Annotated in this window: 20 protein-coding genes and 1 other RNA gene; 7 read left to right on the top strand and 14 right to left on the bottom strand. The window is 65.3% G+C overall.

What is annotated here, in order from left to right:
- Positions 1-3 precede the first annotated feature (3 nt).
- A complete protein-coding gene (rsmH, locus tag JQ587_RS11410; RefSeq protein ID WP_212425361.1) occupies positions 4-993 on the bottom strand; it encodes a 16S rRNA (cytosine(1402)-N(4))-methyltransferase RsmH in 990 nt (329 codons plus the stop codon).
- Between the two features lie 525 nt (positions 994-1,518).
- Between rsmH and JQ587_RS11405 the strand changes: the two genes are divergently transcribed.
- Complete coding sequence (locus JQ587_RS11405; protein WP_212298916.1) at positions 1,519-2,301, top strand: N-acetylmuramoyl-L-alanine amidase; 783 nt, start codon at positions 1,519-1,521, stop codon at positions 2,299-2,301.
- 5 nt (positions 2,302-2,306) lie between these two features.
- On the opposite strand, the gene JQ587_RS11400 is transcribed toward JQ587_RS11405, so the two are convergent.
- Positions 2,307-3,542, bottom strand: coding sequence for an RNA polymerase sigma factor (locus tag JQ587_RS11400; protein ID WP_212425555.1), 1,236 nt, complete (start codon positions 3,540-3,542; stop codon positions 2,307-2,309).
- Positions 3,542-3,892 carry a YciI family protein gene (locus JQ587_RS11395; RefSeq protein WP_212298917.1) on the bottom strand — a complete coding sequence of 117 codons (351 nt, stop codon included), beginning with the start codon at positions 3,890-3,892 and terminating at the stop codon, positions 3,542-3,544. Before JQ587_RS11395 ends, JQ587_RS11400 begins: the two co-directional genes overlap by 1 nt.
- 148 nt (positions 3,893-4,040) lie before the next feature.
- Between JQ587_RS11395 and rnpB the strand changes: the two genes are divergently transcribed.
- An RNA gene (rnpB, locus tag JQ587_RS11390) (RNase P RNA component class A) lies at positions 4,041-4,522 on the top strand.
- Between the two features lie 190 nt (positions 4,523-4,712).
- On the opposite strand, the gene JQ587_RS11385 is transcribed toward rnpB, so the two are convergent.
- A complete protein-coding gene (locus JQ587_RS11385) occupies positions 4,713-5,426 on the bottom strand; it encodes an alpha/beta fold hydrolase (RefSeq protein ID WP_212425360.1) in 714 nt (237 codons plus the stop codon).
- A gap of 76 nt (positions 5,427-5,502) precedes the next feature.
- Entirely contained in the window at positions 5,503-5,964 is a 462-nt protein-coding gene (locus tag JQ587_RS11380; protein ID WP_212425359.1) for a DUF983 domain-containing protein, read from the bottom strand.
- Positions 5,965-6,013: 49 nt separating this feature from the next.
- On the opposite strand from JQ587_RS11380, the gene JQ587_RS11375 reads away from it, so the two are divergent.
- Both JQ587_RS11375 and JQ587_RS11370 read left to right on the top strand, forming a co-directional pair.
- Positions 6,014-7,384, top strand: a complete 1,371-nt coding sequence (locus JQ587_RS11375; RefSeq protein ID WP_212425358.1) for an aminotransferase-like domain-containing protein — start codon at positions 6,014-6,016, stop codon at positions 7,382-7,384.
- Between the two features lie 94 nt (positions 7,385-7,478).
- On the top strand, positions 7,479-8,222 hold the full coding sequence (locus JQ587_RS11370) for a sulfite exporter TauE/SafE family protein (RefSeq protein ID WP_212298921.1): 744 nt from the start codon (positions 7,479-7,481) through the stop codon (positions 8,220-8,222).
- Positions 8,223-8,235: 13 nt separating this feature from the next.
- On the opposite strand, the gene JQ587_RS11365 is transcribed toward JQ587_RS11370, so the two are convergent.
- The 5 genes from JQ587_RS11365 to JQ587_RS11345 all read right to left on the bottom strand — a co-directional run bounded on the left by JQ587_RS11365 (position 8,236) and on the right by JQ587_RS11345 (position 16,368).
- Positions 8,236-9,492: an O-antigen ligase family protein gene (locus tag JQ587_RS11365; RefSeq protein ID WP_212425357.1), complete on the bottom strand. Its 1,257-nt coding sequence runs from the start codon at positions 9,490-9,492 to the stop codon at positions 8,236-8,238.
- An 83-nt stretch (positions 9,493-9,575) separates the two neighbouring features.
- Positions 9,576-10,982: an MATE family efflux transporter gene (locus JQ587_RS11360; protein WP_212425356.1), complete on the bottom strand. Its 1,407-nt coding sequence runs from the start codon at positions 10,980-10,982 to the stop codon at positions 9,576-9,578.
- Between the two features lie 65 nt (positions 10,983-11,047).
- Positions 11,048-12,847, bottom strand: a complete 1,800-nt coding sequence (locus tag JQ587_RS11355) for an ABC transporter ATP-binding protein (RefSeq protein WP_212425355.1) — start codon at positions 12,845-12,847, stop codon at positions 11,048-11,050.
- Between the two features lie 413 nt (positions 12,848-13,260).
- Positions 13,261-14,847 carry a DHA2 family efflux MFS transporter permease subunit gene (locus JQ587_RS11350; protein ID WP_212298925.1) on the bottom strand — a complete coding sequence of 529 codons (1,587 nt, stop codon included), beginning with the start codon at positions 14,845-14,847 and terminating at the stop codon, positions 13,261-13,263.
- Between the two features lie 213 nt (positions 14,848-15,060).
- Positions 15,061-16,368, bottom strand: coding sequence for an HlyD family secretion protein (locus JQ587_RS11345; RefSeq protein ID WP_212425354.1), 1,308 nt, complete (start codon positions 16,366-16,368; stop codon positions 15,061-15,063).
- Positions 16,369-16,562: 194 nt separating this feature from the next.
- On the opposite strand from JQ587_RS11345, the gene JQ587_RS11340 reads away from it, so the two are divergent.
- Complete coding sequence (locus JQ587_RS11340; RefSeq protein ID WP_212425353.1) at positions 16,563-17,198, top strand: TetR/AcrR family transcriptional regulator; 636 nt, start codon at positions 16,563-16,565, stop codon at positions 17,196-17,198.
- 55 nt (positions 17,199-17,253) lie between these two features.
- Positions 17,254-17,595, top strand: coding sequence for a DUF6665 family protein (locus tag JQ587_RS11335; RefSeq protein WP_212425352.1), 342 nt, complete (start codon positions 17,254-17,256; stop codon positions 17,593-17,595).
- Between the two features lie 4 nt (positions 17,596-17,599).
- On the opposite strand, the gene JQ587_RS11330 is transcribed toward JQ587_RS11335, so the two are convergent.
- The 4 genes from JQ587_RS11330 to JQ587_RS11315 all read right to left on the bottom strand — a co-directional run bounded on the left by JQ587_RS11330 (position 17,600) and on the right by JQ587_RS11315 (position 21,144).
- Positions 17,600-18,190: a histidine phosphatase family protein gene (locus tag JQ587_RS11330; RefSeq protein ID WP_212425351.1), complete on the bottom strand. Its 591-nt coding sequence runs from the start codon at positions 18,188-18,190 to the stop codon at positions 17,600-17,602.
- A gap of 136 nt (positions 18,191-18,326) precedes the next feature.
- Entirely contained in the window at positions 18,327-19,526 is a 1,200-nt protein-coding gene (locus tag JQ587_RS11325; RefSeq protein WP_212425350.1) for an extensin-like domain-containing protein, read from the bottom strand.
- 323 nt (positions 19,527-19,849) lie between these two features.
- On the bottom strand, positions 19,850-20,182 hold the full coding sequence (locus JQ587_RS11320) for a hypothetical protein (protein WP_212425349.1): 333 nt from the start codon (positions 20,180-20,182) through the stop codon (positions 19,850-19,852).
- 101 nt (positions 20,183-20,283) lie between these two features.
- Positions 20,284-21,144 (bottom strand): DUF2147 domain-containing protein, encoded by an 861-nt coding sequence (locus JQ587_RS11315; RefSeq protein ID WP_212425348.1) that lies wholly within the window; start codon positions 21,142-21,144, stop codon positions 20,284-20,286.
- Positions 21,145-21,332: 188 nt separating this feature from the next.
- On the opposite strand from JQ587_RS11315, the gene JQ587_RS11310 reads away from it, so the two are divergent.
- Complete coding sequence (locus JQ587_RS11310) at positions 21,333-22,130, top strand: DUF2147 domain-containing protein (protein ID WP_212425347.1); 798 nt, start codon at positions 21,333-21,335, stop codon at positions 22,128-22,130.
- The last annotated feature ends 216 nt before the right edge of the window (positions 22,131-22,346 follow it).

Below are 22,346 nucleotides of genomic sequence, written 5' to 3'. Positions count from 1 at the left end.
GTGCTAGCCGCCCCTCATCACGTCGGAGAGTTTTGGCCAGGACGATGGCTCGTCGTCGGCATGCACCGGCGCCGAAGTGCGCTCGGCGGCGCGCAGCTTTGCAGAACGTGCGCGCGGATTGTGCGCGACTTCCTCTTCGCCGGCGATCACGGGCCGCCGCGTCAGCAGCCGGAAGCTCGGCGCGCCTTGCGCCACTTCCGGCAGGTGCCGCGAGCCGCCGCCGGTCTTCGAGCGCTCGGAGAGGAAATTCTTGACGATGCGGTCTTCCAGCGAGTGGAACGAGACCACGACGAGACGGCCGCCGGGCCTGAGCACGCGCTCGGCCGAGGCAAGCGCAGTCTGCAGCTCCTCGAGCTCCTCATTGACGAAGATACGCAGCGCCTGGAACGTCCGCGTCGCCGGATGAATGTCGCCGGGCTTCGAGCGCACCACCCTGCCGACGAGATCGGCGAGCGCGCGTGTGGTCGTGAACGGCGTCTCCTGCCGGTCGGCGACGATGGCGCGGGCGACGCGGCGCGAATGGCGCTCCTCGCCGAAGAGATAGATGATGTCGGCGAGGTCGCTTTCCGACGCGCGCGCGACGACGTCGGCCGCCGTCGGTCCCGTCTGCCCCATCCGCATGTCGAGCGGACCGTCGAGGCGGAACGAGAAGCCGCGACCGGCCTGGTCGAGTTGCATCGAGGAGACCCCGACGTCCATCACGACGCCATCGACAGCGTCGACGCCTTGCGCCGTGCAGACCTCGGCGAGATTGGAGAAGCGGTCCTCGACCAGTGTCAGCCTGCCGGCGGAACCCGCGACCAGCTCGGCGCCGCCGGCGATGGCGGTGCGGTCGCGATCAATGGCAATGAGCCGGGTTCCCGGCACTTCGAGAATGGCGCGGCTGTAGCCGCCGGCGCCAAAGGTGGCATCGACATAAATACCGCCCTCGCGCGGCGCGAGATGCTCGATCGCCTCGCGGCCCAGCACGGGAATGTGCGGCGCGGCACTCATGCGTCGCGCCCGCCAGGTACGCAGGAGAGCAGGCAGGTCAAACCGGGGGCGAAGCAGCCCATCACGCCTCGAATAATTCCGCGTCGCGGCGGTTCCACGACAAAGCCCCAATCCAGCATACGCGCCGAGCCCGGTCGTCCCAGGCGGCAGACCCGGTGTTCCCAGTGGAATATGTCGGGCAACCATGGGATTTCGAGCCAAAAACGCTTTTGGCCGCCTCCGGACGCGGGTCGGCTCTTCATCTCTCAGTAACGGCGCTTAGCGTTAAGAAAGCGTTGATCGGCTCGTTACAAGTCGAAAAGGTCCTTGGGCGGTGATGCGTCATCCACACACTGAGCCGAAAATGCGCCCGTTAACCGCACCGCGCGATTGCGCGAACCGGACAGTAAAGAAATAGTAAAGAGAAGGGCTTGGCCCATTATCCTGTCCGACCTGAGTTTGTTTATGTCGTCCGGTCCGTCCACGCCGTCTGGAACTGATTCGAAGCGTCAGCGCGTTCTCCCGGTTCCCAAGGCCGCGGCGAACATGCGGACCTTCGAGCCGGATTCGTCGACCGTCTCCGACATCATCCCCTCGCCCAACCATGGCGAGCGCAACAAGGGCCGGCAGCCCGACATGATCGTGCTGCACTACACCGGCATGCCCGACGTCGAGGGCGCGCTGGCGCGGCTGTGCACGGCGGGCACCGAAGTGTCGGCGCATTATGTCGTGCTGGAGGACGGCCGCATCGTTCAATGCGTCCCCGAAGCACGGCGCGCCTGGCACGCCGGCGTCTCGTCCTGGGCCGGCGAGGACGACATCAACTCCTGCTCGATCGGGATCGAGATCATCAATCGCGGCCACGATTGGGGCTATCCCGAATATCCGCTGCGCCAGATCGCAGCGGTCATCGCGCTATGCCGCGGCATCATCCTTCGCCGCAAGATCGTGCCGCAACGGGTGCTCGGTCATTCCGACGTCGCGCCCGCGCGCAAGAAGGATCCCGGCGAAAAATTTCCCTGGCATTCGCTGGCCAATTCCGGCGTCGGCCACTGGGTGACGCCCGCCCCGGTCGTGCGCGGCGAAACCCTGATGCTCGGCACCATCAGCGACGCGGTGCTGAGCCTGCAGCAGGCGCTCGCCCGCTACGGCTATGGCGTGCCGCTCACCGGCAAATACGACGCTGCGACGATGGAAGTCGTCACCGCCTTCCAGCGCCATTTCCGCCCGGCGCGGCTCGATGGTGTTGCCGATCATTCGACGCTGACGACGTTGCAAGCGCTGCTGGGGAGCCTGCCGGCGGATGGGACGGCCGTCGCGTCGAAGTGACGGCGCTAGTCGTCCATCTCCCTCACCCGCCGCGCATATAACCGCCGCAACGGCTCCAGCTGCGTCGCCTCGCTCGCCACGGCATAAGCCTCGCGCGCCTCCTGCTTTCGCTCCAGCCGCCGCAGCAAATCCGCGCGCACCGCGGGCAGCAGCTCGTAGCCATCGAGGCCGCCGCGCGCCGTGATCGCGTCGACGAGATCGAGCGCGCGCGCCGGGCCGTCGACCATCGAGATCGCGGCGGCATGGTTGAGCTCGATCACCGCCGACGGGCTGATGCGCAGGAGAACCTCGTAAAGGCCGGCGATTTGCCGCCAATCGGTCGCCTCGAAGCTCGGCGCGCGGGCATGCAGCGCGGCAATCGCGGCCTGCACCGCATAGGGCCGAGGCCGGCCCGGCACACGCAGCGCGTCATCGACGAGTCGCAGGCCCTCCTGGATCTGCGCGCGATCCCAGAGCGAGCGGTCCTGCTCTTCCAGCAGCACGATATCGCCAGCCGCAGTCTCGCGCCCGGCACGGCGCGCATCGTGCAGCAGCATCAAGGCCAGCAAGCCCTTGATCGCGGCGCGATCGGGCATCAGGCGATCGAGCAGGCGGCCGAGCCTGATCGCCTCGACCGCGAGATCGGGCCGCATCAAATCCGCGCCTGAGGTCGCGACATAGCCTTCGGTGAAGACGAGATAGATCACAGCAAGCACGCCGTCGAGCCGCGGCGCCAGCGCGCCGCGCTCGGGCACTTCATAGGGAATGCCCGCAAGCCTGATCTTCTGCTTGGCGCGAACGAGGCGCTGCGCCATCACATCCTCACCGACGAGAAAGGCGCGCGCGACCTGCGCGGCGGAGAGGCCGCACACCGTGCGCAGCGTCAGCGCGACCTGAACCTCGGGCGCGAAGGCCGGATGGCAGCAGGTGAAGATGAGCCGCAGCATGTCATCATCGAGCATGGCCGGCGGCTCGACCGGCGCATCTGCGTTGAACTCGAGCTCATGCAGCAGCGCCTGCTGCTTGCCGCGAAAGGCGGCCCGGCGGCGGACGCGGTCGATCGCCTTGTTACGACCGACATTGACCAGCCAGGCGCGCGGATTGTCGGGGACCTCGCCCGCCGACCAGCGCTCCAGCGCCACCGCAAAGGCGTCCTGGAGCGCGTCCTCGGCGAGATCGAAATCGCCGACGAGGCGGATCAGCGTGGCCAGCGCCCGCCCCGCCTCGTCGCGAAAGATCTTGTCGATGTCGGTCGCGGCAATCACTTGTAGATCATGACCGGCCTGACTTCGATCGAGCCGTCCCTGGCTCCGGGAATCCGAGCGGCCAGTGCGACGGCGGCGTCGAGATCCTTGGCGTCGACCAGATAGTAGCCGCCAAGTTGTTCGCGCGTCTCCGCGAACGGTCCGTCGGTCGTCAGGGTCTTGCCATCCCGCACACGCACGGTGGTCGCGGTGGTGCTCGGCTGGAGCCCGTCACCAGCCTTGAAATGGCCGCTCTGGATGATCGACTGCGTGTAGGTGCCGTATTCCTCAGACATCTTCTGACGGGCGGCAGGGGTCATGTTGCTCAACTGAGCTTCGCTCCGGTAGATCAGCAGCAGATACTGCATGGGTCACTCCTGTTGTTCGGCTTGATCGCCGACATCAGTCGAACGGGGGACGCACCAAACGACATCTTCAGGATAATTTATTTCGGGCAAGGCGTGCGCGGCGATATCGCCTTGACGGAACCGTCACAAATGCTCCATGCGTAGCCCGTCAGTCGGCCGGACGGCCGCTCCGGCAGGTGCCGAAAGGCCGCCGGGGAGGAAAGTCCGGGCTCCCTTGACATGCGGTGCCGGATAACGTCCGGCGGGGGCGACCCCAGGGAAAGTGCCACAGAGAACGAACCGCCCGCCTTCGCCCCTTCGGGGCTTCGGCGAGGCAGGCCCGCCGGGCTTGCCACGTCGTAGCAGCGCCAGCTGCGTAGACGGGTAAGGGTGAAAAGGTGCGGTAAGAGCGCACCGCGGCGCCGGCAACGGAGCCGGCATGGTAAACCCCACCGGGAGCAAAACCGAATAGGGACGGCTTAAGCGGGCTGTTCGCGCAAGCGATAACGCCGCGGGGCGATGTCAGGCCCGCCGTCCGGGTAGGTTGCTCGAGGCCATGTGCAAACATGGCCCCAGAGGAATGGCCGTCACGTATCGTGCGCGCAAGCGGACGGTGCCCTACAGAACCCGGCTTACAGGCCGGCTGATCTCTTGCAACGAGGGGTTCGATGCTGACGCATCGGGCCCCTCACCATTTTGGGACCGAGCGAGCAGCCAGGGGGCGTGCGCAGCACGAACCCGGAATCCATCGAGCGGCAGAGATCGTTGCGGAATGGATTCTCAGATGCGCAATTGCGCATCATAGCTCTCGCTTCGCGAGCCCCGGAATGACGACTGTGAGTTAGGCGACGATCTCGTTCAACACACCCATCAGCGCCTCCGGCGCCGTGACGTTCGGCGCGTGACTGGCGTCGAGCTCGAAATAGCGCCAGCCCTCCTCGCTCCTGGTTCGCTTGGCGAACTGGCCGAACACATCGCCCGGCGGAATGCGTTTGCAATAGATATAGCTGCGCGGCATCGCGGGGTCGCCGTGCCCGAGCTTCAGCTTCGTCTCGAAGCATTTGATCGGCATGTCGATGCGGCGCGCGTTGAGCCAGTCGAGATCGGCTTGCGGCGTATCCGGCGGCGGCGGATTCGGCGGGATGCGGTAACCATCGCCGGCGGCCGCCGCCTTGCGCATCGGCTCGCGGCCGGCCTCGTTGAGATCGAACAGCGACTGGCCGTCGCGCGGCACGAAGGCGTCGAGATAGATCAGCTGCGCCACGCGCTCTCGCGCGCGGTCGGCAACGCCGGTGGCGACCATGCCGCCATAGCTGTGGCCGAGCAGCACGATGTCATTGAGGCCCTCGAACTTGATGACGTTGAGAATGTCCTGGACATGCGTCTCGAGATCGACCGCGGGACTGGCGAGATGCGATCGCTCGCCGAGCCCGGTGTAGGTCGGCGCGACCAGGCGGTGCCCGGCCTGCGCCATCAGCGGCTGCATCTTCCGCCACGACCATCCGCCGGACCACGCGCCATGACAGAGCAGGAAGGTTTTTGCGCGTGAAGTCATCGGCGTTTCCATCGTTCTTGTTTTGATACGACGGAGTGTAGCGTCGGCCTGTGCGATGTAAACGCCGCGACGTGCCTCAGGCCGCGCGCGGCGCTTTCACCAGCACAGGCGCAAGCTGACCGGCCTCGCGCCGCAGCTTGCTCGCCTCAAAGCCGTGCATGCCGATCTGCCATTGCAGGCCGACGATGGCGCCCTTGGTCGGTTGCAGCAGCGCGAGCGAAGCAAACAACGTCACCGGCAACCACACCGCCAACTGCAGCCACACCGGCGGCGCATAGGCGGTCTCGACCGCGAGGATCGCCGGCACCACGAGGTGGCCGACCACGACCATCACCAGATAGGCCGGGAAGTCATCGGCGCGCTGGTGAAACAGTTCCTCGCCGCAATGGTCGCAGGCGTCTGCGACTTTGAGGAAGCGGCCGAACAAATGGCCTTCGCCGCAGTTCGGGCACTTGCCGCGAAAGCCGCGCCACATCGCCTTTGCCAGAGAGACTGAACCGGTCGCCATGACCCCACCTCTTCCGTTTTGCTGATCCATACAATAATATCTTGTATCCATACATTCAAAGGACATGGAGCCAAATTGCATGGATTGGACTCCTACAATCTCGGAGCTCACCGGGCCGCGTTACCAGCGCATCGTCGAGGCCATGGAGGCCGACATCGCCGCCGGCCGGCTGGTGCGCGGACAGCAACTGCCGACGCAGCGCGCACTCGCCAAGGCGCTCGGCATCGACCTGACCACGGTGACGCGCGCCTACACCGAGGCGCGGCGCCGCGGCATCATGGAGGCCCGCGTCGGCCAGGGCTCGTTCGTGTCGGAAACCAGTGCACGCCGCGCGGTCGACCTGCCGCATCCCGTCGCGATCGACCTCTCGATGAACGTGCCGCCGCACCCGCTCGAAGCGCAGCTCGATGAGCGCATCATCGCTGGCCTCGAAGCCATTCGCGCGCAATCGGGCCTGACTGCATTCCTGAATTATCAGCCGCCCGGCGGCAGCGCGCATGAGCGCGAGGTCGCCGCGCGCTGGATGCGCGCGCGCGTTCCGCATGCCCATGCCGACAGGCTCGTGACCTTTCCCGGCGCGCAGACGATCCTGTTCAATCTGCTCGCGCACCTTGCGCTGCCTGGCGACGTCGTGCTGACGGAAGCCCTCACCTTCCCCGGCATCAAGGCGGCCGCGGCGCAGCTCGATATCAAGCTCGTCGGCGTCGCCATGGATGACGGCGGCATCCTGCCCGATGCGCTCGCGAAAGCCTGTCGCACCCACAGGCCGAAAGCCGTCTATCTCATTCCGACGCTGCACAATCCGACCACAGCGACGCTTGCTCCCGAACGGCGCAGTGCAATCGCAAAGATCATCCGCGATGGCGACACAACGCTGATCGAGGACGATGCTTACGGGCTGCTCGACCGCTCGGCCTCGCCGATCGCCAACCTCATCCCCGAGCGGACATATCTGGCGACCACGCTGTCAAAATGCATCGCACCCGCGCTGCGCGTCGCCTATCTGCTGACGCCCGATAGCGATGCACAGCTTCAGATGCGCGGCCACTTGCAGGCCACCGTGCAGATGCCGGCGCCGCTGATGGTCGCGCTGGTGACGCATTGGCTCGAGAGCGGCGTCGCCGACCGTATCATCACCGCAATCCGCAACGAGGCCGTCGGCCGCCAGCAGCTGGCGCAGCGCGCCTTGAAGGGCTTTAAGTTCCAGGCGAAGCCAGCCGCGCATCATCTGTGGCTGCGTTTGCCGGAGGGGCGGCCGGACGTCGCGGCGCATCTGCTGCGCAACGGGCTCGCGATCGTCGCCGGCGAGGCTTTCACCGTCGGAGAACCACCACCGCACGCGGCGCGCGTCTCGCTCGGCGCAGCGCGCAACCGATCGGAATTGACGGAGGCGCTGCGCATCCTCGTCGGCGCGATGCACAAGCCCGCCGATACCAGGCAGATCGTCTAGCACACATCTATTGATGCTGACGGCGCCGCATCTGTGCTATGCGCCATCAGGCGATCGCGGCTCGGGATTGTCCGCAACCGACAGGAATTCATTGGTGGAAACATTCACTTACGCGCTGATCCTGTTCGGCGCGCTGGCCGGCGGATTTGTCTCGGGGCTCGCCGGATTCGGTACGGCGCTGATGGCGCTCGGCATCTGGCTCTACGTGCTACCGCCCTCGCTCGCGGTGCCCCTGGTGCTGATCTGCTCGGTGATCGCGCAGACCTCGACACTGCCGTCGATGTGGAAGAGCTTCGACCTCTCGCTGGTGTGGCCGTTCCTGATCGGCGGGCTGATCGGCGTGCCGCTCGGAACCATGCTGGTCGCCTCCGCCGATCCAAAAGTGTTCAAGCTCAGCGTCGGCGTGCTGCTGCTGATCTTCTCGAGCGCGCTCTACTTCAACAAGAAGCAGTTCGCCATCACCTTCGGCGGCCGCATCGCCGACGGTGCGATCGGCTTTGCCGGCGGCATTCTGGGCGGCCTCGCCGGATTGTCGGGACCGCTGCCGATCCTGTGGGCCAACATCCGCGGCTGGAACAAGCACGAGCGGCGCGGCATCTTCCAGCTGTTCAATTTCACGGTGCTCGCCACCGCGCTGGTGCTGCAGACGGCCTCGGGCCTGGTCGCATTCAAGGTGGTCTGGCTCGCGATGGTCGCATTCCCGGGCACGCTGATCGGCGCCTGGGCCGGCGCGCGTGTCTATCACGCGCTGAGCGACAAGCATTTCGGCGATGTCGTGCTCGGCCTGCTGTTCCTGTCGGGCCTTACTCTCGTCTGGAACAGCATCGGCGCGCGTTGACTTCTATCTTTGCCTACTTCGCCAGCGCCAAGCCGCCGGCGACACCGACGCCGAGCACATAGATCCAACCCGGCGCAAAGTCGAACAGATGGGAGTTCAGCAGCGAGGACAGCATGTTCTGCACCACGACCAGCAGGCCTATCCAACAAGCCAGCCCCTCACCGCCGAACATCAGCAAATGCGCAAACCACAGTGCATAGAGAACGAGGACGCCCAGGACGCCCCATTGCACGGCCACGCTCAAGGTCTGATTATGCGGATTGCTGACGATCTCTCCGCGCAGCGGATTGTCGTGCGGGTCAGCGGCCACGCTTGCGAACAGACCGCGGATCGAGCCGGTGCCGTGACCGATCAGCGGCGCATCAGCGATGAATCCCAGCGATTTCCGCCAATATTCCAGACGTGAGCCCATGCCGCTCACCTTCTTGTCCTGCGCACTCATCTCATAGTCTCCCTGGAACTTCGCAACGGTCGCGCGCAGGTGCGGCGAGACGGACCAGAGAGCGACCGCAACCAGAATCATCCCGCTCGCGGCCAGCAGGGCCTTACGCCAGCGCAGATGCAGCAGCGCGAACACAGCGACCAGGATCGGCAGCGTCACCAGCGCCGTGCGCGAGACCACGACGAAAATCATATTGACGAGAAAGCCGAGCAACAACGCTGCGAGCAGCGTCGCGATGCGGGTGCGGCCTTCACGAAACAGCGTCACGATCGGATAGACCAGCGCGATCGCGCAGAGCCCGAATTCCTGGCTCTGGTCGATATAGTTACGCACGGCGACGCCGCTCTCGACCTTGTAGGGTCCGCGCGACAGATAGAGCTTCAGCGACCAATCAGGGTCGATCGCGACGGCAAAGGAGTACAGCATCAGCAGCGCGCAGGAGGCGAGAAAAGCCGCGAACACCCAGTTGCCGAAGGGCCAACGCTCGAACTGATAGATCAGGAGCGGGATCACCAGGAGCTTCAACACCGGCCCGATTGCGTGCAGCCTTTCCGGCCATGACACGTCGGACCAGAGCATTCCGACAAGGGCGAGACCCACCAGCGCGATCGGCAGCAGGCAGACCGGGCGGAGCAGCGAACGCGGAAACTCACGCAGATCAACAAAGGTGAAAGCGATCAGCCAGGGGATCAGCGCGAATGTCACACCCGTCGTCGTCCACGGCAGCAACAACGCGACCAGCGCGACGAAACGTGCCGGTGTGCGATAGCGCGCCGCCCAGATCGCGGAGAGCATGGACGGTCGCTGCTCGTTCAAGACCTCGGTCATTCCCATTCCATGCAGGCGCGCACGATCCCGCGGCCCGGCAAACTAGCCGGAGCCGCGGGTGGGCGACAAGCGTGGATGCGCCGCTACGCGGGCTCCCGCACCGGCGGGGCAATGGATTCGGGCGTCGCCTGCTTCGGAGCGTCCGCCTGCTGGCGCGGGACCAGGCGTTTCCCGAACTCGCGGCGCAGCAACCACAGGCTCTGGACGGCCTGGAGAGTTGTCGCTGCGTTCGACAGATACCAGACATACTCGATCCGAAAACCCGGCCGCGTCGACAGAAAAATAGCCGGCAGCGAATAAGTGAGGACGCGCGTTGCCGAGCTCCACAATACCGGCTTGGTGTTGCCGAGCCCCTGAAACATGCTGGAGCAGGTGAAGATCAACCCCTGCGCCACCATGTTCAGCGAGATCATCTTCAGAAACAGTAACGCAACCCTCATTGTCTCCGGGTCATTCGAGAAGCCGGCAAGCAACAGTCCGGGCGCGAGCTGCACGAAGATCGTGAGCACGAACATCACGACGGTCGCAATCAGCGCCGCCCTGACGAACGTCTCCCGCACCCGCTCGCTGTTCCCCGCACCGAAATTCTGGCCGACAATCGGCCCCGCCGCGAGAGCGACGGCAAGGGCCGGCATCTGGATCAAGCCGATGAGGCGCGTGCCGATGCCAAAACCTGCCTGAGCGGCAGGACCAAGATCGCGCAGCACGTAATAGATCGCGGCCATGAAGATGAAGATCATCGCGAACTCCCCACCCGCGGGCAGGCCGACATTGAGGATCCGCCTCCACTGCCGCAGCTGCGGACGCCATTGCGCTGGATGGAAGGCGACATAGCGCTCCAGCCTGCTAAAATAGGCGAACAGCATCAGCACGCCGATGAAGACAGCGATCGAGCTTGCGAGGCCCGCTCCGGCGACACCGAACGCGTGCCCCGTGCCCCAGCCCGTGATCAGCACCGGTGCCAGCGCGATATTGATGAGCACCGCAAGCACCTGCACCAGCATGCTCGGCCGCACGATGCCAGTGGCCCGCAGCGCAGCCCCCATCACCTGCGTGATGAATTGCAGCGCCAGCGCCGGCACGAACCAGTGAAAATAGGTGGCTCCAGCGTCGATCGTGGCCTCGTCGACCGCGATCGCGCGCATATAAGGGCGCGCCAGTGCTAGGCCGGCGAGCAGCGTCAACAACCCGAACAGCACCGACAGCACGACCGACTGGTTGAAGATGAGATTGGCGTCGTCACGATCCTTGCGACCCACGGCATGCGAGACCAGCGCCACCGTGCCGACGCCGAGCACCTGCATCAGCCCGTTGACGAGAAAGCCGGCATTGCCGGCCGCCGCGACGCCGGCCACCGCGGCATCGCCCAGCCCGGACACGAAGTAGAGGTCGACCAGCTGACAGATCATGATCGTGATCATGCCGACCACGATCGGTGGCGCCATGCTCAGGATGTGGCCCACGATGGAGCCGCGCGTCAGGTCCTTCATCTCATTCACCCTTCACGGATTCCTTCGGCCGCGTGACGGCAGGACTTGCGCCCCGCCGCCGCGCGTCATTCCGCTGCTGCGATATGCCCGAGCTCCACCACCTGGCGCTCGAACAGGCTGCGATAGATGCCTCCTGGCTTGCCCGCGAGCAGAGCGTGCGTGCCCTGTTCGACGATCTCGCCGTGGTCGAACACCAGGATGCGATCAAGGCTGCGCACCGTCGACAAACGGTGTGCGATCACGATCGAGGTGCGGCCCTTCATCAGCCGCTCCATCGCCTGCTGGATTAGCGCCTCCGATTCCGAGTCGAGGCTCGAGGTTGCCTCGTCCAGGATCAGCACCGGCGCATCGGCCAGGAAGGCGCGCGCCAGCGCCACACGCTGCCGCTCGCCGCCCGAGAGTTTGACGCCGCGCTCGCCGACCAGCGTGCCGTAGCCCTTCGGCAAACGCAGGATGAAGTCGTGCGCATTCGCCAGCCGCGCCGCCTGCTCGATCGCCTCGAGGCTGGCACCGGGCCGGCCATAGGCGATGTTCTCCGCAAGCGAGCGGTGAAACAGGATCGGGTCCTGCTGCACGATCGCAATCTGGCTGCGCAGCGATTGCTGCGTGGCCTTCGCGATATCCTGCCCGTCGATCAGCACGCGGCCGCCGGTGACGTCGTACAGCCGCTGCACCAGCTTGACGAACGTCGTCTTGCCGGAGCCGGAGCGGCCGACGAGGCCGACACGTTCGCCGGCGCGGATCCTGACCGACAGCCCGTCATACAGCGGCGCGCGATGGCCGCCATAATGGAACGTGACGTCGTCGAACACGATCTCGCCGCCCTCGATCGCGATCGGCCGCGCATCGACGGCATCCGCGATGCCGATCGGCTCGTCATGGATCGCCACCAGCTCCTCCATGTCGTTGACCGAACGCTGGAGGTTGTTGATGTGCATGCCGACATCCCGCAAGTAAGCGTGGATGACGTAGTAGCTCGTCAGCACATAGGTGACGTCTCCGGGCGAGGCATGCCCGTACATCCACAGCAGCACCGAGCCGCCGATCACGGAGCCCCGCAGGCATAGCAGCAGCGAGAGCTGCGCCATGGCGGTGTAGTTGTAGCGAAACCAGGTCCGCCGCACCCGCACGCGCCAGCGCATGATGACGCGGGCCAGCCGCGCATCTTCCCGAGCTTCCGCGCCAAAGGACTTCACCACCGCATTGCATGTCAGCGCGTCCGCCAGCGTGCCGCCGACCTTGGTGTCCCAGGCATTGGAGACACGCGCGGCCGGCGCGATGTAGCGGGTCGAGAACAGCACCGTCATGGTGACATAGAGAAGCGCGCCGAGCGCGATCACTGCGCCGAGCGAAGCCCAGTGCACGCCGAGCAGGATCATCGATCCGATCAGGACGGCCAGTGACGGCAGCAGCGCCAGCAAGATGGTGTCGTTGAGCAGGTCTAGCGCCCACATGCCGCGCGTGACCTTACGCACGGTCGAGCCCGCAAAGGAGTTGGCGTGCCAGTCGGTCGAGAAGCGCTGCACGCGCAGGAACGCGTCTTGCGCGACGTCGGACATGATCTTCAGCGTGAACGGCACGATCACCTGCAGGCCACTCAGGCGCAACACCATCGACGCCGCACCCAGCACCACGATGCCACCCAGCGCCACCAGCGCGGCATGACGGGCATCGGGCTCGGACGGGCCGCGCGTCAGCGCATCGACCAGATGCCCGGAGAACACCGGCATGAATAGGTCGGCGACCGTTGCGCCGAGCAGGCCCACCGCGATGGCAAGCGTGCGCCCCGGCTGCTTCAGCCAGTGCCGGAACACGAAGGGCAAGACCACGCGAATAGCCGCGGGCTTCTTTGAAAGAGCGGTCATGACATCATCCGGCCGCTGTCGGCGCGGGCCGGCTCCATCGATGGACGCAAGCCGGCCGCGAGGGCCGAGACGGCGTCACTTAAAACTGACTTTGACTTGGGAAGCGGAGCGATCGGGACGTTTGGGCAAAACCCTGGCCCAATCGAAGCTGGCGGAAGCGACCTCTAGCAGGTCGAAAAATTACCGAGCCAGACCATCATCGAGCGCGGAAACGCGATCTGCGAATGCGACGAAATCATGCAAATCTCTCCCCGGTTCGATTGAATGAGGTGCGCTTTATAGATGTATGATTCGCGTTTTGCAACGCCTCCCGCGCGAGATCACGCACGAGTGTTGCATTTTGGTGCGACGCGCCCGGTCCTGATGCGCAATTGCGCATTAGGCCGGGCGACGACACCGTATGCGTGGCTCGCTCAGTGCGCGTCGCCGCCACCGCCGAACGGCGAGGCCGGCTTGTTCAGCAGCGTAACCAGCACGCTGAGGCCCAGATAGAACAGTGTCAGGATGAAGAACGCGTCGCCAAAGCTCATCACCACGGCCTGACGGTGCACGATCTGGCTGAGCTGCTTCATCGCCATCAGCGAGGAATCGCCGAGCCCCTGGAATTTCTGCATCAGCATGGTCAGGGTTTCGGTTGCGGTTGCATTGCCCCAGGTCACGCGCTCCTGCAGACGCGCGATGTGCAAGTCGGCGCGATCGTTAAGCACGGTATTGATGACGGCGAGCCCGACCGCACCGCCGAGATTGCGCATCAAATTGAACAGGCCGCTCGCATTCTTCACCTTGTCAGGCGGCAGCGTGCCAAGCGCGATGTTGTTGGTCGGCACCATCGCGAACATCATGCCGATGCCGCGCAGGATCTGCGGCACGAGCAGCTCGTAGAAATCGTAATCGCGCGTGATCCAGGTCATCTGGTAGGAGCCGATCGCGAACACGATCAGGCCGAATGCAATCATGTAGCGCATGTCCAGGCTCGCCATCAGCCGGCCGACCAGCGGCGCGACCAGGAACATGGTGATGCCCGAGACGAACATGGTCTCGCCGATCATCAGCGCGCTGTAGCCGCGCACCTCGGCGAGATAGCGCGGATAGATGTAGGTCAGGCCGTAGAGGCCGATGCCGATGCAGAACTGCAGCATGGAGCCGACGGCGAAATTGCGATTGGTGAAGGTGCGCAGATTGACGATCGGTTCGGCGGCCGTGAATACGCGCACGAAAAAGGCAATCGCCGAGACGGCGCAGATCCAGGCGCAGATCGCCACCGACGTGTCCTGCAGCCATTCATATTGCGGGCCTTCTTCCAGCACGTATTCCAGCGTGCCGAGGAAGCCGGCCATGAAGATCAGGCCCCACCAGTCGAAGCGATCGAGCAATTCGAAATGCGGCTCGTCGAAATCCACCAGCGCCCACACGCCGAGGGTGATACCGATGCCGGGCACGACGTTGATGAAGAACAGCCAGTTCCACGACATCAAATCGGTGATGTAGCCGCCGACGGTCGGTCCGATCGTGGGAGCCAAGGTCGCAACAAGCCCGATGATGGGGCCGACGATGTGGAATTTCGACCGCGGAAACACCGTGTAGGCCGAGGCGAACACCGTCGGGATCATGCCGGCGCCGAGAAAGCCCTGAAGCGCGCGCCAGAGGATCATCTCTTCGATGGTCGTGGCGAAGCCGCACAGCAGGCTCGACATCGTGAAGCCGGCGGCCGAGATCGCAAACAGCAGCCGCGTGCCGAAGGCGCGCGACAGGAATCCGGAGAGCGGGATCGCGATCACTTCGGCGATCAGATAGGCGGTCTGAACCCAGGAGACCTCGCTCGAGCTCGCCGAGAGGCCGGCCTGGATTTCACTCAGGGAGGCCGAGACGATCTGGATGTCCAGGATCGACATGAACATCCCGAACACCATGATGATGAAAGCGAACAGCCGCTTCGGCGCGATGCGCTCCGAGGCGGGGGCCGCCATCATGGCAGGTGAAGCAGTCGTGGCGTTCGCCATGTTTTCAGCTCAGGTTGGAGCAGGCTGCGAGTTGGGTGCACCTCTCCCGCTTGCGGGAGAGGTCGGATCGCATCGAAGAGGCGATCCGGGTGAGGGCTTTCTCCTCTTGGGGAGTCTCCATGGAGGAGAGACCCTCTCCCCAACCCTCTCCCGCAAGCGGGAGAGGGAGCGCACCTGCATGAGAGGCTGCGCCGCGGCTCATATCGCCACGTCCTACTGCGGATGGATCATGGTGGGATCGTCGAGATCGATCTCGCTGTCGGCGTCGGCGGCGCCCTTATTGGTGTCGACGGTCGCGTAGACCGACATGCCGGCGCGGAGCAGGTTCTGCTTCGCGACCGCCTTCGGCACGCGGATCCGAACCGGCACGCGCTGCACGATCTTGGTGAAGTTGCCGGTGGCGTTGTCAGGCGGCAGCAGCGTGAACACCGAGCCCGCGCCGGCCGCGATGCTGTCGACGACACCGGAGAATTTGCGCATGCCGTAGGCATCGACCTTGATCGTCACCGGCTGGCCGGGACGAATGCGCTTGAGCTGCGTCTCCTTGAAATTGGCGTCGATATAGACGTCGTCGAGCGGCACGACATTGCCGAGGCGCTGGCCGACGGCGACGAAGTCGCCGGCGTTGACGAGGCGGTTGGAGAAGATGCCGTCGACCGGCGCGCGCACCGCCGTGAAAGCAAGGTCGCGCTCGGCCTTGGCGAGCGTGGTCTTGAGCTCGGCGAGCTGCGCCTGGGCTTCGGCCTTCTGCGCCTTGGCGACATCGACATTGCTGACGGCGACGTCGTAGGCGGCCTGCGCGGCCTTGACCGCGGCCGCCCCCTGGTCGCGACCCGCTTCCGAGGTCTCGAAGGTGGCGCGCGAGGCAAACCCCTTGTTGCTCAGCGCCTGCTGGCGCTCATAGTCGAGATCGGCGCGCTTGAGGCCCGCTTCCGCCGAGACGAGCTGCGCCTTGGCCTGCGCGACCTGGCTGTCGAGCGCCGCGATCTGGCGGCCGATGCGATCGATGGTGGCCTGCTGGGTCGCGATCCGGGTCGCGGCGGCGTCGACCGCGATCTTGTAGTCGCCGTCGTCGATGCGCAGCACGGTGTCGCCGGCGTGCACCAGCGTGTTGTCAGGGGCTAGGATCGAGGAGATATGGCCGGCCACGCGCGCGCCCAGCATCGTGTTGTTGGCGCGGACATAGGCGTCGTCGGTGGAGACGAAGAAGCGGCCCACCAGCGTGTAGTAGCCGGCATAGCTTGCCGCCGCGAGCGCCAGCACGAGGCCGATGCCCATCATGACGAATTTGCGCTTGCCGGATTTTGGCGCGGCAGCGGCTGGCGCGGACGGGGCCGGCTGGTCGGTCACGGGCTTCTCCGGAGCCTCGCCGGTGCGGCGCTTGGTCTCTTCGACCACATGAGAGCGCAGCTGTTCGGCGAGGGCTATTGCCTTCCCGGTCCCAGCTTCACCGTCTGCCGGCGTCGTCTCCACCGCTTCCTGCCGGAGGACGCGCGCAGCCTGGTCTCTCGATGTGGCCATCAAGGCCTCCCCCATAAACGCGATCCGGGGCAGCCGTCGCACGGCCGCTTTCCCGCTCGCCCATCCCAAATACCATTGACCGAACGGTTCGGTCAATATACTTAATATTCCCGGGCGGACCCTATTGGCCCGAATCCTTTATTTAGGTTTCATGCTTCGACCCCGATCCGAAAACCTTCCGAGACGCTGAACCAATGGTTGTAGCCGGCCCTGAACCTCTGCGCGTCCTCCAGGAGGAGGACAGTTCGAAGCGCCGCCAAATTCTGGCCGGCGCCCGTAAGGTGTTCATGGATCTCGGTTTTGACGGGGCCAGCATGGGCGAGATTGCGCGCGCGGCCGGCGTCTCCAAGGGCACGCTCTACGTTTACTTCGCCGACAAGAGCGCGCTGTTCGAAGCCATCCTCGAGGAGGAAGCGCTGTTTCACGGCCAGGTCGCGTTCAACTTCGACCCCGCCCGCGACGCCGAGACCACGCTGAAGGATTTCGGCCAGGCTTATCTGCATCTGCTCTGCCGGCCCGGCGGCGGATCGGCGATCCGCACCGTGATGGCAATCGCCGAACGCATGCCCGACGTCGGCCGCCGCTATTATTTGCGCGTGCTGGACAAGACCATCAACCGGCTGTCCGAATATCTCAAAGCCCATGTCGCCTCGGGCGATCTTGAGATCGACGATTGCGACCTGGCCGCTTCGCAGTTCATGGAACTATGCAAGGCCTCACTCTTCCTGCCGTTCGTCTTCCAGGCCGCGCCGCCGCCATCGGAGGAGCGCATGAACGAAGTGATCGACAGCGCGACGCGGATGTTCCTGGCCGCATACAAGGCGAAGTGAGCGGCAGCCGCCCGCGCGTTGCGCAGCGGAAACGCGCGGCACTATATTGAGTGCCATGTCCCGTGATCTTCGCCCGCCGGTCGATATCCTCCATTACGAGATCGTCCAGGAACAGGCCTCCGCGCTTGGACGCCTGGGCCGCACGCTCGAGCAGGCGCTCGCGCAATTGCGCGAATTCGATGCCGCCCACGCGCTGCCGGAGACGCCGGCCGCGATGCAGCCGGAAAGGCGCAAGCTGGTGATGGAGGCCGGCCAGGCGCTCTGGATGTTCGTGGTGCAACGCGAGGCGACCGGCCTGCGCGACAGCCGCCACATCATGCGGACCTACGACGTCCCGGCCGAGGTGCAGCGCTGCATGGGGCTGGCGCCTGCGCCGTCGAAGCCGGCCTCGACATGATGCTCTAGCTCGGCAGAGCCTCTTCCATCTTGCGCCAGCCATGCAGGACCTGACGCGGCTGCCGCGCAAGGGCGAAGGCATGGCCGCCGCCGGCCGGCTGATCATGGATGCGATCGATGGGATGGCCGGCATAATGGCACAACAGCAGCGTGCCGACGGCGCCGTGACCGACGAAAAGAACATCGCCCGGCCGATTGCGTGCCAGCACCGCTTCGGCTTCACGCACGATGCGCGCCTGCGCGTCGATCGCGCGCTCCCAGCCGCGGACGCTGAGATGCGGCTCCGCAAAAAACCGATCGGCGACCTCCTCGAACTCGTCCGGCCTCAGAAAACCGGTCGCCGAGCGATCGTTCTCATGCATGGCCTGGCGGATCTCGATCATGATGCCGAGCCTGCCGGCAATGATCTCCGCCGTCTCGATCGCCTTGCGCTCGCCGCTGGAGACGATCTGCGTGGTGCGCGCAAGCCAGTCGACGTTCGCGATCGCCTCGGTCCGCGTGCGCCCGACCGGGCTGAGGCTCCATTGCGGCACTGGCACGGCAGGATCGATTTGCACCTGCGGATGGGTGAGATAGCGGACGATATCGGCGGGCATGATGGATCTCTGTCTCTCCTCGTCATTGCGAGGAGCCCTTGCGACGAAGCCATCCAGACAGCCGCTGCGGTGACAATCTGGATTGCTTCGCTACGCTCGCAATGACGGCGGGAGGACGATTTTAGCAAGACAATGGCTAGTCGTCCGAGAACTCGTCTTCCTCGTTGATCTTGTCGCGCTTGCTCTTGTGCGCGCCGAGCGAGCCGGTCACGTAAGGATCGCGCGAATTCGCGTAAGGATTCCGCCGCTGTGCGCGCGCGGCGACCTCTTCGCCGGAGACCGCGGCCGGCTGGCAGATCAGGCGGCGGCTGGCGCGGCGCATCAGATCGACGTGGATGTGATCGTAGTGATAGACGTTCGAGCCCGGCGCCAGCACCGTGGTGAAATGCGCGCATGCGCCCGACTGGACGTCGCGCAAGAACCCCTGCTCTTCGGGCATGCCGTGCCAGCCGTCCTTCACGGTGATGCGGCGGCCATCGGCGAGCACGAAGGCGGCGACGTCGAGCGCGTTGCCGAAGGCGTGCTCGGAGATATGGGCGTGCGGATTGCCGTTCATGCCGCGACAGGAATAGGCGGAGATCTGCTTGATCTCGACCACGCGAGCACCGAACCAGCGCATCGCCGACGGCTGTACGCTGTCGGCGAACCAGCGGTCGAGCTCGGACACAATCGGACAGGCGAGCGTCGCCGTCGGCTTCACCGCGATGGGACCGACCGCGGTGACGGGATTGCCTTGCGCTGGACCGAGCCGCGGCAGCGCTTGTTGAGTCGGCGCCTGTGAATACGGCGCCGGACCGGGCTGCCGCGCAGGATAGCTCGGCGCATTCATGTAGCGCGCTGCACCCGCGGCATCAGTGCCCTCGGGCGGCAAATCGATCTCGTCGTCCTGGGGCGCCACGCCGGGCGCGCTGAGTGATACCGGGCCGGAAGAGGCGCCATAGCCGGCGGGCTGGCGCACTGCGCTCTCGGGATAGTTCGACCGCTGCGGATAGTTGGATGCCGGATAATTCGATTGCGGCTGGCTCACCGGCCAGCGCGGCTGGTTGCCGACATTGCCGGGCGGACGCAGCTCCTCGTCGGCAAAACCGTAGCTGCTCGAACCCTCACCGATGGCCGCGACCTTCAGCGGGAACTCGGCGCCGCACATGCCGGGGCCGGAGATCGGATCGATCCGGACGATGTCGGCACTTTCCTTCACGGCGCCCGATTTCAGGCACGCCGCTTCGGCCTCGGCTCGCCACGGTTCACGTTCGGCCTGGAAGAAGCCGCGTCCGCAACCCGCGAGCGAAACAAGGACGATGGAGCCGACGAGATACAAACGAACTCCGCGCGTCATGCGCGCACGTTCGGTGAATTTACTTAAAGACTCTTCAACGTGTTGATTTCAGCTTTCCTTTACCATGACGCTCCCACCGCCGCAGCCGAACGACAGCGACGCTGACTTTTTTCGAAGGTGGGCTTCTGTTAACCATGATGCCCAGAGGGAGTAATCCCAAGAGCCGTCCCAGGGAGCAACGCCATGACGTTCGTCGGGAGACTGAGCGTTATTACCGCGTACCTCGCCATGGCCTTCGTCGGCGCCATCGTGCTCGGCATGATCTAGCAGCGTCCATCGACCTGATCGCAGGGATCGCCCGGCGGCCGGGCGTCTTGCGTTGCTCAGAAGTTCGAGCAGTCCGATCCGGTGATGCCGCCGATCTTGAAATCGCGACACATCATGCCGGGATTATCAGGATCGGGATAGCGATCATCCTTCTCGCGCACGGTGCGGCTGAAGCGCCAGCCGCGCTGGCGCATGCAGCGCTTGTACGCTGCCGACGTCGCGGTGCCGTTCTGCGGCGCGCCGAATTGCGCATCGCAGAAGGAGCTGTCGACCTTGAGCGCGTCGTCGCCGCGCTTCTGCTTCAGCACATTGGTCCAGATGTCGGTGTCGGCGTGAGCCGGGATCGCGCTGCCGATCAGCAGCGCAGCGATGAGGCTGAGGCGTTTCATCAGCGATCTCCTTGCGGGCGTCGTCAGCTATCGGTCGCGTGCAAGCGAGATGCAGGTTCGGTACGAGACGATTACAAATCGGACAGGAGAGACGCGTTGCCCTACGACCGCGCGTCCCACTGCCGCGACGTCATGATCAGCGGCTCCGGCCGCGCCTCGACCCGTATCCAGTCATTGCCGGTGCACCAGAAGTGGCCGAGCGCGCAGGCTTCGACGTGGAGCGTGCCGGAGCTCTTCAGCGTCATCGTCGCATAATAGGTATTGCCGCTGGAGCGCCTGTAGATGTTGCCGGTCCAGACGTCGTGCGCTTTCGGCTTCATGTTGACCAGCACGCTCTCGCCCCGGGTCGATGCCTCGGTCAGCACGAAGCCGCACAGCGCGGGGCCGCAGCGTTCGATGCGGACCGTGCCGTTGGCGCCGTCGCTCTCCCATTCGCCGAGCGGCATATAGGCCGTCTCGTCGTCACTGCGCGGTGAGATCGTCGTGGCCGGCATGATCTTGGGGTTCGGATTAGCGACCGGTGGCTCTGTCGGCGGCGGGGGAAGCGTCTTCGGCGGATCCAGGCGTGACAGCTCAACACGCGGCGGATTGGGGCTCAGCGCCTCGAGTTTTGGCGCCGGCGGCGGCACGACGGTCTGTGACGTCGCGGCGGCAAGCAACGGGGCGGACGGTGCGACGACCGTCGCTTGCGCCGGCCTGATCGAGGTAGCGGGATAAACCGGCTGTGGCGCCTGGACCACGGGTGCAGGCGCGGGTGGCGGGGCTGATGCCGCACCGCCATCGTCCGTCGTTCGCAGGATTCGGCTTGAAACCGAAACACAGGCCGTCGATCGGCAGTTGCGCGGTGCCTCGACATGGAACCGATGGCCGCTGATCGTGAAGGCATAGGAACCGGCCTGCGCCGCGGGCGCGATCGCCGTCAGTGCGATCAACGTGGCAGGTAAAATCGCAAGCCGTTTCATCGACGTCTCCCCTTCACTCGCGAGGATGCTACCCAGGCGAAGGGCGGCCGAATGTGCGCTGGCTCACCCAGGCAGCCGTTGTGAGGTCCGTCACAGAAGGCTTCGCGGCTTCGGCATAGGGTCGAACCACATCCGGTCCGCGACCGACTCCAGTCCATATCGGGACCCCAGCCATTTCGGAGGTTGTCATGAACAAGCTCACCGTCGCCGCCACCGCCCTCTTGCTCGCGTCGACCGCCGTTGCGCATGCCGGCAACGCGATCTCGTTCCAGATCGAAGGCCAGCGCATCCGCATCGAGACGCCGCGCAACTGCGCCTCGCTGGATTGCGTCACCATCGTGGCGCCGGGCCTGTCGAACAAGCCGATCAAGCTGAACAACATCAACCTCAACGGCCTCGGCTCGAAGGACGATGACGACAGCACGCCTCCGGTGACGACGGCAAAGCCGGCACCGGCGCCGGTGCAGCAGCAGTCCGTCGCCCCGGCACCGGTGCAGGCCACCGCACCAGTCGCGCCCGCTGCTGCTCCTGCCGCTCCGGCCCCGGTCGTTGCCGCCGCACCGTCCGTCGACACGACCACGCCGCCTGCGCCGGTTGCAGCCCCTGCTCCGGTTGCCGCGCCCGCGCCGGTCGCCGCTGCTCCCGCCTATGCGCCGCCTCCGGCACCAGCGCCTGCTCCCGCTCCTGCTCCCGTGCAGGCCGCGAACACGCCGATCGGCGTCTGGGCCACTGAGGAGAACAAAGGCAACGTCCGCGTCGAACAGTGCGGCAGCAATCTCTGCGGCTATGCCGAGAAGACCAATGAGCGGATCCTGATCAACATGAAGCCCGACGGCGCCAAGTGGAGCGGCCGCATCCACGACCCCGATTCCGGCCGCAACTACGACTCGACGATCGCCATGAAGGGCCCGAACGCGATGCGCGTGCAGGGCTGCGCCTTCGGCGGCATGTTCTGCGGCGGCCAGACCTGGAAGCGAGTGAGCTGACGCGCGAAGCGCGTCATCCCGGGGCGATGCAAGCACCTGAGGATCTCCCGCGGCACGTACAAATCTTCGTCATGCCCGGCTTGTCCCGGGCATCCACGTTCTTCGTCCGACGCATCAAGACGTGAATGGCCGGGTCAAGCCCACGGCTGTCCGGTTTAGGTTTGAGGAAGACTTAGGCACATCTGCCGCTGATCTTGGACGGTCGGCGGCGGGGCG

Origin of the sequence: Bradyrhizobium manausense (assembly GCF_018130615.1) — a bacterium.
Lineage (GTDB): Bacteria > Pseudomonadota > Alphaproteobacteria > Rhizobiales > Xanthobacteraceae > Bradyrhizobium > Bradyrhizobium manausense_A.
This window is presented reverse-complemented; position numbering and strand designations above follow the sequence as displayed.

What these genes read in the sequence shown, in the direction of transcription:
- rsmH (WP_212425361.1), bottom strand. Translation starts at nt 993, where the DNA reads ATGAGTGCCGCGCCGCACATTCCCGTGCTGGGCCGCGAGGCGATCGAG.
- JQ587_RS11405 (WP_212298916.1), top strand. Translation starts at nt 1,519, where the DNA reads ATGCGGACCTTCGAGCCGGATTCGTCGACCGTCTCCGACATCATCCCC.
- JQ587_RS11395 (WP_212298917.1), bottom strand. Translation starts at nt 3,892, where the DNA reads ATGCAGTATCTGCTGCTGATCTACCGGAGCGAAGCTCAGTTGAGCAAC.
- JQ587_RS11385 (WP_212425360.1), bottom strand. Translation starts at nt 5,426, where the DNA reads ATGACTTCACGCGCAAAAACCTTCCTGCTCTGTCATGGCGCGTGGTCC.
- JQ587_RS11380 (WP_212425359.1), bottom strand. Translation starts at nt 5,964, where the DNA reads ATGGATCAGCAAAACGGAAGAGGTGGGGTCATGGCGACCGGTTCAGTC.
- JQ587_RS11375 (WP_212425358.1), top strand. Translation starts at nt 6,014, where the DNA reads ATGGATTGGACTCCTACAATCTCGGAGCTCACCGGGCCGCGTTACCAG.
- JQ587_RS11365 (WP_212425357.1), bottom strand. Translation starts at nt 9,492, where the DNA reads ATGACCGAGGTCTTGAACGAGCAGCGACCGTCCATGCTCTCCGCGATC.
- JQ587_RS11360 (WP_212425356.1), bottom strand. Translation starts at nt 10,982, where the DNA reads ATGAAGGACCTGACGCGCGGCTCCATCGTGGGCCACATCCTGAGCATG.
- JQ587_RS11355 (WP_212425355.1), bottom strand. Translation starts at nt 12,847, where the DNA reads ATGACCGCTCTTTCAAAGAAGCCCGCGGCTATTCGCGTGGTCTTGCCC.
- JQ587_RS11350 (WP_212298925.1), bottom strand. Translation starts at nt 14,847, where the DNA reads ATGGCGAACGCCACGACTGCTTCACCTGCCATGATGGCGGCCCCCGCC.
- JQ587_RS11345 (WP_212425354.1), bottom strand. Translation starts at nt 16,368, where the DNA reads ATGGCCACATCGAGAGACCAGGCTGCGCGCGTCCTCCGGCAGGAAGCG.
- JQ587_RS11340 (WP_212425353.1), top strand. Translation starts at nt 16,563, where the DNA reads ATGGTTGTAGCCGGCCCTGAACCTCTGCGCGTCCTCCAGGAGGAGGAC.
- JQ587_RS11335 (WP_212425352.1), top strand. Translation starts at nt 17,254, where the DNA reads ATGTCCCGTGATCTTCGCCCGCCGGTCGATATCCTCCATTACGAGATC.
- JQ587_RS11330 (WP_212425351.1), bottom strand. Translation starts at nt 18,190, where the DNA reads ATGCCCGCCGATATCGTCCGCTATCTCACCCATCCGCAGGTGCAAATC.
- JQ587_RS11325 (WP_212425350.1), bottom strand. Translation starts at nt 19,526, where the DNA reads ATGACGCGCGGAGTTCGTTTGTATCTCGTCGGCTCCATCGTCCTTGTT.
- JQ587_RS11320 (WP_212425349.1), bottom strand. Translation starts at nt 20,182, where the DNA reads ATGAAACGCCTCAGCCTCATCGCTGCGCTGCTGATCGGCAGCGCGATC.
- JQ587_RS11315 (WP_212425348.1), bottom strand. Translation starts at nt 21,144, where the DNA reads ATGAAACGGCTTGCGATTTTACCTGCCACGTTGATCGCACTGACGGCG.
- JQ587_RS11310 (WP_212425347.1), top strand. Translation starts at nt 21,333, where the DNA reads ATGAACAAGCTCACCGTCGCCGCCACCGCCCTCTTGCTCGCGTCGACC.